Annotated in this window: 13 protein-coding genes; 5 read left to right on the forward strand and 8 right to left on the reverse strand. The window is 57.2% G+C overall.

Annotated elements, in window-relative coordinates; translation table 11 throughout:
• Nucleotides 1-40: 40 nt before the first annotated feature.
• Nucleotides 41-1,258 (reverse strand): PQQ-dependent sugar dehydrogenase, encoded by a 1,218-nt coding sequence (locus GJA01_RS00965; RefSeq protein ID WP_062505324.1) that lies wholly within the window; start codon nucleotides 1,256-1,258, stop codon nucleotides 41-43.
• A 60-nt stretch (nucleotides 1,259-1,318) separates the two neighbouring features.
• Here GJA01_RS00965 and GJA01_RS00970 point away from each other — a divergent pair, with 60 nt between their 5' ends.
• Nucleotides 1,319-1,846, forward strand: a complete 528-nt coding sequence (locus tag GJA01_RS00970) for a DUF1543 domain-containing protein (RefSeq protein WP_082785315.1) — start codon at nucleotides 1,319-1,321, stop codon at nucleotides 1,844-1,846.
• 24 nt (nucleotides 1,847-1,870) lie between these two features.
• A complete protein-coding gene (locus GJA01_RS00975; protein WP_062505462.1) occupies nucleotides 1,871-2,218 on the forward strand; it encodes a gamma-glutamylcyclotransferase family protein in 348 nt (115 codons plus the stop codon).
• A gap of 63 nt (nucleotides 2,219-2,281) precedes the next feature.
• Here GJA01_RS00975 and hemA read toward each other — a convergent pair whose 3' ends face one another.
• Nucleotides 2,282-3,493 carry a 5-aminolevulinate synthase gene (gene hemA / locus GJA01_RS00980; protein WP_062505322.1) on the reverse strand — a complete coding sequence of 404 codons (1,212 nt, stop codon included), beginning with the start codon at nucleotides 3,491-3,493 and terminating at the stop codon, nucleotides 2,282-2,284.
• The gene (locus GJA01_RS00985; protein ID WP_062505320.1) at nucleotides 3,490-4,443 is read right to left on the reverse strand and encodes a LysR family transcriptional regulator; all 954 of its coding nucleotides are present in this window, start codon (nucleotides 4,441-4,443) and stop codon (nucleotides 3,490-3,492) included. Before GJA01_RS00985 ends, hemA begins: the two co-directional genes overlap by 4 nt.
• A 110-nt stretch (nucleotides 4,444-4,553) precedes the next feature.
• Between GJA01_RS00985 and GJA01_RS00990 the strand changes: the two genes are divergently transcribed.
• Both GJA01_RS00990 and GJA01_RS00995 read left to right on the forward strand, forming a co-directional pair.
• Nucleotides 4,554-5,258: a pirin family protein gene (locus tag GJA01_RS00990; protein ID WP_010500984.1), complete on the forward strand. Its 705-nt coding sequence runs from the start codon at nucleotides 4,554-4,556 to the stop codon at nucleotides 5,256-5,258.
• 132 nt (nucleotides 5,259-5,390) lie between these two features.
• A complete protein-coding gene (locus tag GJA01_RS00995; RefSeq protein WP_010500982.1) occupies nucleotides 5,391-5,750 on the forward strand; it encodes a YidB family protein in 360 nt (119 codons plus the stop codon).
• A 51-nt stretch (nucleotides 5,751-5,801) separates the two neighbouring features.
• On the opposite strand, the gene GJA01_RS01000 is transcribed toward GJA01_RS00995, so the two are convergent.
• The gene (locus GJA01_RS01000) at nucleotides 5,802-6,797 is read right to left on the reverse strand and encodes an EAL domain-containing protein (RefSeq protein WP_062505318.1); all 996 of its coding nucleotides are present in this window, start codon (nucleotides 6,795-6,797) and stop codon (nucleotides 5,802-5,804) included.
• Nucleotides 6,798-7,026: 229 nt separating this feature from the next.
• On the opposite strand from GJA01_RS01000, the gene GJA01_RS01005 reads away from it, so the two are divergent.
• On the forward strand, nucleotides 7,027-8,313 hold the full coding sequence (locus GJA01_RS01005; protein ID WP_062505316.1) for an MFS transporter: 1,287 nt from the start codon (nucleotides 7,027-7,029) through the stop codon (nucleotides 8,311-8,313).
• Here GJA01_RS01005 and GJA01_RS01010 read toward each other — a convergent pair.
• The 4 genes from GJA01_RS01010 to GJA01_RS01025 form a co-directional block, all read right to left on the reverse strand.
• On the reverse strand, nucleotides 8,310-9,917 hold the full coding sequence (locus GJA01_RS01010) for an NAD(P)/FAD-dependent oxidoreductase (RefSeq protein ID WP_062505314.1): 1,608 nt from the start codon (nucleotides 9,915-9,917) through the stop codon (nucleotides 8,310-8,312). The genes GJA01_RS01005 and GJA01_RS01010 overlap by 4 nt on opposite strands.
• Nucleotides 9,914-10,531, reverse strand: a complete 618-nt coding sequence (locus tag GJA01_RS01015) for a TIGR00645 family protein (RefSeq protein ID WP_062505312.1) — start codon at nucleotides 10,529-10,531, stop codon at nucleotides 9,914-9,916. The genes GJA01_RS01010 and GJA01_RS01015 overlap by 4 nt, the downstream gene beginning before the upstream one ends.
• A 61-nt stretch (nucleotides 10,532-10,592) precedes the next feature.
• Nucleotides 10,593-10,916 (reverse strand): ribbon-helix-helix domain-containing protein, encoded by a 324-nt coding sequence (locus GJA01_RS01020; protein WP_010500970.1) that lies wholly within the window; start codon nucleotides 10,914-10,916, stop codon nucleotides 10,593-10,595.
• A 26-nt stretch (nucleotides 10,917-10,942) separates the two neighbouring features.
• Nucleotides 10,943-11,524: a DJ-1/PfpI family protein gene (locus tag GJA01_RS01025; protein ID WP_062505311.1), complete on the reverse strand. Its 582-nt coding sequence runs from the start codon at nucleotides 11,522-11,524 to the stop codon at nucleotides 10,943-10,945.
• Between the last annotated feature and the right edge of the window lie 63 nt (nucleotides 11,525-11,587).

Raw genomic sequence — 11,587 nt, forward strand, 5'->3', positions numbered from 1 at the left:
CCCTGGTGAGGGCAACACTCATCGCATTGGTGTCATGCTGTCAATGCGTTTCCCCGTGAGGATCACTTTTCGCGATCCGCAGAAGTGTGCCGTTGTGATCTTCAGACACCAGCAGACTGCCATCTGCCATTTCCGCAATGAAGACCGGAGCCCCCGCAGGGGAGAGTGAAGTACGCCCCTCCCAGCCCCAGACCAGCGGTTCAGGCACACCTACAGGCTCCCCACTCGGGCTGATTTTCAGGGTCATGATCCGATGACCGGTCTTCCGATACCCATGATATGGCAGCACAAGTTGCCCTTGCAGGTCTGAAAGCGCGTCGCCCTGATAAGCCAGCAACCCAAGTGGAGCGGCATGAGCCGGAAGCAGCAAGGCAGGCTTTTCCATGCCTGCACAGGCATAATGCGGGTATTCCGGGCTGGGCTGATTGTCCTCAAAGCAATAGGGCCAGCCATAATTCGCCCCCGGACGGATCACGTCATAGGTGTCGTGAGGCAATGCCGCATCAGACAGAGCGGGATCGGCCTTGTTGATAGCGTCCCGTGCGTTAACAGCCGCAACCAGCGTTCCATTCGGCAGCACTGCCAGGCCCATGCTATTGCGCAGACCCGTCGCGACCAGTTTTGTGTCTTTCCAGACGACTGGATTTGGTCCCGGACGAACGCTCATAATGCTTGCACGCGGCGGATTTTGTGCTGTTTCAGGGCAGGCTTTCTGCGCGCCAGGCGCATCGCCGCCCGGCGTTTCACAATGATCGGTTGCCGATCCGATATTGATGTAAAGCTGCCCGTCTGGCGCAAAGGCCAGCGCTGTCAGAGGATGCCTCCCCGTTTCAGGGAGGCCTGTGACAACATCCCGCATTTGGGGTTTCGTCCCGGACAGGTCCACACGAACAACCTTTCCCGCAACGCCCATATAGAGGACACCATCCGGTCCAGAGACCAACGCGCTAGGCTCATCCAACCCTGACAGCAGTACCTCTGGAGGGGCATGGCCGTCCTGCTTTAGTCGCAGCAACCTGCCTTGGCCTTTTCGCCAACCGCCCATATCCAGAACGAACACATCATGGCCGATAACTGCCACCCCGCGAGCAAACCCCAGACGACTGGCCACCAGCCCCACACAAAGACCGGGCCGCGTCTTCAGAAAGACCTTCGGGAAGCCGTCACAACTGTCCTGCGTCTGATAATCCCGCGCAGACGCAGTTCCCAAAGGAACAAGGACAGCAAGAAGGGCAGCAACTCTAAGCACGGACACCATGGGAAAGATCCTTTTCAAAGCTCTGACCGACTGACTTCAGCTTTACGGCACAAAGCTGATATGACGTTTTGGAACCAAGGAGACGGGCTCGTGAAACTGTATGTGTTCTATCTGGGCGGAAGCGCCCCCGGTGCGAATATCGAAGTCCATGACGTTCAGTTCGCCGTCGCTGAAAAACCGGAAGATGCATACCCATCCCTTGGTGAACGCTGGTTTGGCATCCGGAACTCCCTGCATGTCGACGCTTATGGTGAAGTGTCCTGGGCGGACGGCTATGCCGTAACACTCAGCACAACCAAGCCCACCTCAGACAAAACCCTCTATTTCATCAATATGGGCGGTTATGCGCCGGGTGAACTGAAGGAAGAACACGCCTTCACCTTTCTGGTTGCCAGTTCCGAAGCGGAAGCAAAGGCCAAAGCCAAGACCTGTCTTCTGGTTGGATACGATCATCAGCATCGGGACAATTTCATGGAAGTCGATGACTGCCTTCCTCTGGAACAGATCGATGGCCTCTACATCACTCTGACCCCACAGGCAGACGGCCAGCCCGTCACAGCCCTCTGGCAGGGCTACAAGCGCATCTGATCCCTGATGACTGGAAACTTTCTCATGACCGAACCCGCCTCAGTCCTCCTGTTCTCTTACGGCACACTCCAGCAGGACGAGGTCCAGCTTTCTTCATTCGGCCGCCTTCTGGACGGAGAAGAGGACGCCATGACTGGCCATACGACTGCCATGGTGGAAATCACGGACCCTGACGTCCTGCGTGCAAGTGGAAAGCGTTTTCACCCTGTCGTCATTCCCAGCAAGAACCCATCGGATGAGGTTGCGGGGAAAGTCTTCCGCATTACGGAAGCAGAACTGCGGGCCGCGGATGCCTATGAAGTATCAGACTACAAACGGGTCGAAGTCACATTGCGCTCCGGCCGGACAGCCTGGGTTTACGTTCAGGCCTGACCCCATGCACAAAAAAGGCAGCCCGATGTGGCTGCCTTTTTTCTTTTAGGCTGAATCGCCCGCTTACGCAGCGACAGAGCGCTTAAGCTGACGCTCACGCCACAGCGTGGAGACGGCTTCGACCAGTTCATCAATGGCTTCATTGGTGTGAAGCGGCGTCGGCGTCAGACGCAGACGCTCTGTTCCGCGCGGTACGGTCGGGAAGTTGATCGGCTGGATGTAATGGCCAAACCGGTTCAGCAACTCGTCTGACAGGTCGCGGCAAAGTTCGGCCTCGCCTACCATAATCGGCACGATATGGCTCGGATTACCAACATGCGGGATGCCAGCCTTGTCGAGCGCCGCACGCAGATAGGCCACGGCGCGCTGCTGCCCCTCACGCTCGGCACTGCTGCGCTTGAGATACCGCACGCTCGCCAGAGCACCCGCCGCAATCATTGGCGGCAGCGCCGTGGAGAAAATGAAGCCTGAGCCGAAGGAACGCACAAAATCGCAAAGTGGCGCGGAGGCTGCAATGTAGCCACCCACAACGCCATACCCCTTGCCAAGCGTCCCTTCGATGACCGTCAGACGATGGGACAGGCCCAGCTTTTCAGCCACGCCCGCACCGTGATCGCCATACATGCCCACGGCATGGACCTCATCGAGATAGATCATGGCGCCATACTTATCGGCCAGATCACAGAAGGCCTCGATCGGAGCAATGTCGCCATCCATGGAATAGACGGACTCGAACGCGATGATCTTCGGAACATCCGCCGGGAGCTCCTTCAGACGACGCTCCAGATCTTCAACATCGTTGTGACGGAAAATCTGCTTTTCAGCACGGGAATGGCGGATGCCTTCAATCATGGAGGCATGGTTCAGTTCATCCGACAGAACCACACAGTTCCGCAAACGGCCCGCAATCGTCCCGAGGGTCACCCAGTTGGACAGGTAGCCCGAGTTGAACAGCAGTGCACTTTCCTTGCCGTGCAGGGATGCTAGCTCTTTTTCCAGTTCCACATGATAGTGGTTTGTGCCGGAAATGTTGCGCGTTCCGCCTGCGCCTGCGCCCGTCTCATCAAGGGCATCATGCATCGCCTTGAGAACTTCCGGATGCTGCCCCATGCCGAGATAATCGTTGGAACACCACACTGTGACATCACGACCGAGCCCATGATGGTAGGCTTTCGGAAAATTGCCGGACCGGCGTTCAAGTTCCGCAAAGTAACGGTAGCTGCCATCAGCACGCAGACCGTCCAGGGCGGACTGGAACATCGCATCATAATTCATCGCGTTTTCTCCTGCGCGGCACTGTAATCCTGTGACATCTTTCCGCCAAGTGTCTGCTCCAGGTAAGCCAAGAGAACACGCAGTCTGGCTGGCATCTGTAGGCGTGTCGCACCACACCCAACAACCATGAACCAAACCGACAGGACATTGCCTTGCCATCCTGGCAAAACTTCGACCAGTCGGCCTGCCTCAAGATCTTTTCGCAGCATGAAATCTGGCAAAAGTGCCAGTCCTGTGCCGTTTCTCAGTGCCGGAAGCAGCATGTCACCATTATTGACGGTCATCCTGCCGCGCAGTCGAACGGATACCTGTTTCCCATCGTGATGAGTCAGTCTCAACAGATCCGGCAGGTCGGTATTCGCGTACAGCAGACCAGATTTGCCAGAGAGATCTTCCGGAGTCTCCAGAGGGCCAAGACTCGCCTTTAGTTCCGGTGAACACACGAACCTCACCATGGATCGACACAGGAGATGCGCCCCACCACTTGACGCGGGCGGCAATTCACCCGGCGTAATCCGAATTGCCGCTTCAAACCGTCCACCGAGCAGATCTACGGTCCGGTCATCCAGATCAATTTCCATCGAAATATCCGGATATTTTTCCAGAAAGGCAGGCAGCACCGGCCCCAGAATATCCAATCCGAACCCCATTGGAACTGCCAGCCGGATTGTCCCACGGGGTCTGACTGATCCTTCCCGCAATTCGGCCTCCAGCCATTCTCCATCCGACAGCATTCGTCTTGCTCGCTCCAGACAGGCGACACCCGCTGCCGTAAGGGAGAGGTGGCGTGCGCTCCGCTGAAAGAGCGTTGTTTTCAGGCGATGCTCCAGCCGGGCAATGACTTTGGAGACAGTTGGAGCGGACAGCCCTAGTGATCGGGCAGCGGACGCAAACGAACCGCTTTCCGCAACACGGGCGAAAACAGCCCAGCCTTCAAGATCAGGCAGCATCAGAAGCCTTTTATGCCGTTTTTGGAAACTTTATATTTCCATCAGTTCCATTTTCTTTACCTTATCCGAGCCCCATGTTGGAAGTCAGAACAAACCAACAGGAGCACATCATGCTCGACATCAGACCCTTTTCTTCGCTTGGACATGCCAACCATGGCTGGCTGGACGCCCGGCACCACTTCTCATTCGCTGGCTACATGGATCGTCACCGCATGCACTGGGGGCGCCTGCGCGTATGGAACGACGACCGGATCGAGGGTGGCACCGGCTTTGGTGCCCATCCTCACAAGGACATGGAAATCATCACCTATGTCCGCACGGGCGCTATTTCCCACGAGGACAGCTTGGGAAACAAAGGGCGCACAGAAGCTGGCGATGTTCAGGTCATGTCCGCAGGCAGCGGGATCACCCATGCGGAGTTCAACAAGGAAACCGAGAACACCACACTGTTCCAGATCTGGATCATCCCCAATGAACCAGGAGGAACGCCAGGCTGGGGAACAAGGCCTTTCCCGAAAGACGCACGTAATGGACGGTTCGTCACGCTCGCATCCGGTTTCGAAGATGACGATGCGCTACCGATCCGGGCCGAAGCCCGCGTCCTTGGTGCTACTCTGAAAGCAGGCGAAACAGTGACGTTCGAGACGCGGCGGGAGAATTTTTCTTATCTTGTGCCAGCAACCGGCAGTCTGGAGATTGACGGTCAGACCGTTGAAACACGAGATGGCGCAGCCCTGACCGATGTAGAACGCATTGTTATTACGGCCAAAGAAGATGCCGAAATTGTTCTGGTCGAAAGCGGTCCTCTGGACTGACGCAAAAAGGGCGGAAACATCACGCGAAGGTGTTTTCGTCCCTCGCGACCAAACCAGACTTCATGCGTTGTCAGTGCAGGGCCGATTCCCCCCGGATGCGGCCAGTCCCTCCCTTGCTGAGGAGTACAGGTCATGACCACCACCGTTAAAACCAAAGGCGAAAAAGAAACCTCCCTGTTCGTTCGCTTCGGCGACTGGCTCAGCAATGCCAGTATGGACAGGTCGGGCCTAACGGAAGTCACCATCCGCTTGATGCGTGATGACTGTCATCTGGCGACACGAGTCAGTGAAATCCACAACACTGAAGCCAATCCCCTCACACCGCAGGAAGTTGAAGTCCTGATGGGCGAGAAGCACCTGAAGTACATTGCTGACCAGACCGGCCAGTCGCTTGAAGCAATTGAAGATGCCCTGACGGAAGTTCTTCCCATGCTGGGCAATCTCCTGCGAGTCGACCCTGAACGTCTGTTTCAGTATCAGTGCAAAATCTGACGCAAGTGCACTTCATGTCAGCAGGGTAAGACATCCTGCTGACATTACCCGTCATAACCCCTCTGCCGTCCGACTCATCCGGCGGCGGCGTGTACGCCCTTCTGTTCCGGCAAAACGCTCTGCAATCTGCGCCGTCGTTTCTGCGGGTAGAAGAGCCAGACCTGAGGCCTCTACACAACCGTTTTTCTGCACGAAATCCAGTTGTGCTGGTGTATCGACGCCTGTGGCGCGAACATGCAGGTCAAGGGTTCTTACTGCGTCAAGCGCAGCCCGGAAGAATGCTACAGCTCCCTCGTCCAGTTCCGGTACATCTCCCTTCAGAGACCATGAGAGCGTGGACGCTGACAGAACAGACGTATCGAACTGCACCCCATCCAAAAGGCCACTGATGGCCCGGTCTCGCAGGAGTGTCAGGCTGGAAGGGGCAATCCCGAAGCCATTGGTAAAGATCTGCACCCCTCGGTCCCGAAGTGACGCAAGCGTACAGCATACTTCTCGCTCGCTCTGGGCAATACCGCTTTCCTGAAAAACCAGATCCAGACGGGAAACAGGGAAACCGGTCTGGTCCAGAACGTCATTCAACCGCTTGTTGAAAGCAACATCCGGCGCCTGATCGTCTTCAAGAGAGACCATCAGTCGCATGTCGTCGGGCCATGTCGCGGCCTGGGCACAAGCGGTCTGAAGGAGTTCAAGGTCGAACTCCCGCTGCTGCTGATCCAGTGACTTTCGACGACTGCGACGCACTGTCCTTCGGGGAATAGCCAGCCACAACTGGCTCATGTCCACCTGCGCGCCAATAAGCTTTTCCATTCCCCCACGCGCGCTGGCAAGTCTGGGAAGCCACCTTAACGGAGGCAGCGCACTTTTTTGACGAGCCCGGCGACTGCCCAAGGTCGTAGCAAACATTCCTGCACTTAGCGGAGGGACAGCCCCTACAGGGCTACGGCTTTGCAGTCCGCTCCTACCGGTTTCTTTTGCCCCTTCCAGAGCACGAGGCGCCGCCGTCCCGTAACTGACCTCCTGTCCCATGTCATCCAATTCGGACATCTCCTGTTCTATCCAGACAGGAAAATGACGCCAGACCCCTAATTTTCCCTTAACAGCCTGCGTTTTCTCCTCACTTTGCCGTGTGATTTCAGTGAATCCTGCTGAAACTGTAGGGGCTCATTCTTCGTTCGCCCAATCAGGACGAATCTGCTACTGATTTATCCCTGCGGATTTTCCGTGCCACTTCCATCAAGCGTGCAGGTTCAATCTGCCTGTCAGGACATTGTTGATGACGGACGCCTCTTCCCGCTCCGCCCCGAACACGTCTTCCCGCAGTTCTCTCAAGGCCCTCCTCCCCTATTGGCAGGTTACTTTCGCCTCTTTCCTGGGATGGTTTCTGGACGCCTTCGACCAGACATCCCTGATGTTCACGCTCCCCGATATCGCCCATGAATTCGGGTGCTCCATCAGCGCTCTGGGCATGATTCTGACGGCCCAATCCATTGGCCGCGCCATTGGCAATACAAGCTGGGGCTGGCTGGCGGATCGCTACGGGCGCCGTCTGGCATTCATGCTGGGTGTCGTCTGGTTTGGCGTATTTTCCGCCATGACGGGCCTGTCTCATGGATTGCTAATGCTTGGCATCGTGCAATTCCTGTTTGGGATCGGCTTTGGTGGCGAGTGGACAGCCTCCGCGGCCCTTCTGATGGAAAGCGTTCCAGCATGGACGCGCCCCATGGCGTCCGCGCTCATGATGTCCGGCTATGAAGTCGGCTATTTTGCTGCTGCCGGCGCGCAGGCGTTGATCCTGCCACATTACGGCTGGCGAATGCTGTTTTTCATCGGTCTGGCCCCGGCCCTTCTGGCGATCTTCATTCGTCTCGGCGTGAAAGAAAGTCCGGTCTGGCTTCGCAATCGTGCAGAGCGGGCAGCAGGGCAGGCCCGAACACCAACGCAGCCTGTACCAAAGGTCCAGTTCCGTCTGGATGGCGCGGCCATTCAGGCCATTGCCTTCATGGGCTTTCTGGAGTTCCAAAAAGCGGCCATTTATACATTTTATCCCACCATCCTTCGCGGGTCGCATCATCTGACACCGCAGGACGTTTTCATCCCGATCACACTTTACTGCATCGGGTCTTTCAGCGGAAAAATCCTCTGCGGGTGGCTGGCGGAACGCTTCGGTGATTTGAAAGTCATGCTGGGTGCGATTGCCATTGTCGTACTGACAATCTGGCCGTTCCTGAGTGCTCCGTCATGGAATATGCTGCTGACGGCTGCTTTCATCATGGGTGCTGCTGCTTCCGGGATTTTCGCACTCGTGCCGCATTATCTGGCCAAGTGCTTTCCGTCTGAAACACGCAGCTTCGGGATGGGCCTGGGTTATGCTCTTGGCTCCATCGGGCAAGGCATTGCCGGATGGATCATTCCGGGCATCGGACGGACGCCGGTTACCCTGCCTCTGACGGCTGAAGCATTTGTGGTGGGATCAAGTGCCGTGACAGCGGGTATCGCTCTGCTTCAACCGAAAAACCTTCCAGGCGAAACCATGGAAGGTGACGAGGAAGCAGCGTCTTAAAGAGACGCTGCAAGCCACTCCGCTGTGCGGATGCCATCAATTCCGGCGGATAGGATACCGCCAGCATAACCCGCGCCCTCGCCGGCCGGGAACAGACCCCGCAGGGTCGGGCTTTGTCCGTCCCTGTCTCGCTGAAGGCGGATGGGAGACGACGTGCGGGTTTCAACACCCGTCATGACCGCGTCTTCCATCGAGAAGCCCTTCAGCTTGCGCTCGAAACGCGGCAAGGCTTCACGAATAGCCTCGCAGACGAAATCTGGCAGACACAGCGTCAGATCGGTTGGGGTCACGCCCGGCTGATAGGACGGCACCACATCGCCCAGCGTTGTGGAGGGCCGACCCGCCAGAAAATCGCCAACCCGCTGAGCAGGAGCGCGATAATCGCTGCCACCTGCCACAAAAGCTGCCTTTTCCCATTTCCGCTGAAATGCGACGCCACCCAGAACATCATCCGGGAAGTCCTTTTCAGGCGTGACTTCCACGACAATGCCGCTGTTCGCATTCCGCTCGGCGCGAGAATACTGGCTCATGCCATTGGTCACGACCTGTCCGATTTCAGACGTTGCCGCGACAACCTGCCCACCGGGGCACATGCAGAACGAATAAACCGAGCGCCCGTTGGAGGCATGATGCACCAGCTTGTAATCCGCGGCACCAAGGATCTCATTCCCCGCATCGGAACCAAAGCGGGCGGTATCAATGACGGACTGTGGATGCTCAATCCGAACCCCAATGGAGAACGGCTTGGCATCCATGGCGACATCGGCCTGCCGCAGCATTTCGAACGTATCGCGTGCTGAGTGTCCAACTGCGAGAATGACGCGCTCGGCTGGAAGAATTTCTCCCGTTGAAAGGTGAAGCCCGCGCAGACGACGCTCCGTGCCCTCGCCTTCCATCTCAAAACCCTCGACACGGGTTTCGAAGCGGTATTCCCCGCCCAGACGCTCGATTTCTTCACGAATGAACATAACCATCGAGACGAGACGAAACGTGCCGATATGGGGCTTGGACACATAGAGGATTTCTTCCGGCGCACCAGCCCGAACGAACTCCTCGATAACGCGACGTCCAAGATTCCGCGGATCGGACACACCGGAATAGAGCTTACCGTCTGAGAACGTTCCTGCCCCACCTTCACCGAACTGCACGTTGCTTTCGGGCGTCAGAACCGATTTGCGCCACAGGGCAAACGTGTCCACCGTCCGGGAACGGACATCCTTTCCGCGCTCGATGATGATTGGCTTGAGGCCGGCTTGCGCCAGTGTCAGGGCCGCCATGATTCCGCATGGTCCAGCCCCAACGACGACAGGGCGCGGCGTCCCTTCTGGCAGGGTCGCTTTGGGAAGATGATAGGTCGTGTCCGGCGTGGGACGGACATGCTGATCGCCCTCATGAGCCGTCAGAACAGCCGCTTCATCCGCAACGTCACAATCGATGCTGTACACCAGAACGATATGGCCGCGCTTGCGGGCGTCATAGCCGCGGCGGGCGATCTTGAAATCTTTAAGAGCGTCGGACGGAATGTTCAGACGCGTCAGGACTGCCTCCCGGAGTGCACCTTCCGGGTGCTCCAGCGGCAGGCGCAGTTCTGTCAGGCGGATCATGCGTCGTGCTTTTCTTTATTCTGGGCGGTTTCTGGCTGCGGGTCAGCGTGATGCGTATCCGGCGAGCCTTCCATGATGCGATCCATGACGGCCATCAGAACACCGGAAACAACAAAGGCCAGATGAATCCCGACGCTCCATTCCAGAGCACGCGTGGATGTCTCATCCACACGAATGAAATCAGCCAGAACATGGATGGCAGACATGGCAACGATGGACGCCATAAGCTTGATCTTGATGTCCCCGAACGTCACATGCCCGATCCAGGACGGGTAGTCCTCATGCTGGCGGATATCGAGACGGGAGACGAAGTTTTCGTACCCTGAGAACATGACGATCAGCAGCAGATTGGCCAGCAGGACCAGATCGATCAGATCCAGCACCCCAACAAACACGTCATCAAAATCCAGCCCTGTGGCTTTCAGGACCAGCCCAAGGAGTTGCTGGAAGAACTTGAACGCCACCAGAAGCAGGCCGATCGTCAGACCGAAATACAACGGCGCCGCAATCCAGCGCGCAGCGAAAAACGCACGCTCCATGACGTGTTCCGTGCGTCTGGAAGACAGGGGTTTGTTGCCGGGCTGCTGGCCCTGCTGAGAAGAAGGAGTCGTCATGCTCCCTCTCTACGATTTTGCGCCCCGGTCCGCCAATGCCTCTTTGCTGCGATGCTAAGGTTTAACCGACCTTTCGCAGCGGAACGGGCTGAACAGCCACAGATCCCGGGACGCTTTGGGTCTGACGCTCCCGGTCCAGATAGCGCAGACAGCTGACACGCAGGAAAGACGCCATGTTGGGTAGCTCACCCCGAAGCTCCAGAATTTCATCCGAAAGATTCGTGATGAGCTGGTTGACGGTCATGCCATCGGCTGCGGCAATTTCCGTCAACACATCCCAGAACATGTTCTCCAGCCGGATCGTGGTGACAACACCATGGATCCGCAGGGAGCGCGTCCGGCTTTCGTAAAAGATCGGGTCGGCGCGGACATAGAGTTCACACATGGCTGGTCTTCCCCTGCGGATAACAATCAGGCTTCGATCTTCGTGCCCAGAACCTTCAGGAACTGGCCGATCCAGGCCGGGTGCGCTGGCCATGCTGGCGCGGTCACGAGCTTACCGTCCGTCACCGCCCCATCAATCGCAATCGCCTGATAGTCTGCGCCTGCAAGGATCATTTCCGCACGACAGGCCGGATAGGCAGAAACCTTGCGCCCGGAAATGACATTGGCAGCGGCGAGAAGCTGCGGGCCATGACAGACGGCAGCAATTGGCTTATCGGCCGTCACGAAGGCCCGGATCAGGTCCAGCACGCTTTCATCGGTGCTGAGTTGTTCAGGCGCACGACCACCCGGAATGACCAGCGCATCGTAATCCTCCGCTTTCGTGCCCGCATAGGTGGCGTTGAGCGTGAAATTGTGGCCACGCTTTTCGGTGTAGGTCTGATGGCCTTCGAAATCGTGGATGGCCGTCGCCACCTGCTCGCCAGCCTTCTTGCCGGGCGAGACGACGTCCACGTTGTGTCCGACCATCAGCAACATCTGGAATGGCACCATGATTTCGTAATCTTCAACGAAATCACCTGCGAGCATGAGAATACGTTTACCAGCCATGAGATCATCCTGACGATCGGGGTTCAAAAGACGGACTCCTTCTTACCGTATGCAGAAGGACTG

The organism is Gluconobacter japonicus, from assembly GCF_002723975.1.
Taxonomy (GTDB): domain Bacteria; phylum Pseudomonadota; class Alphaproteobacteria; order Acetobacterales; family Acetobacteraceae; genus Gluconobacter; species Gluconobacter japonicus.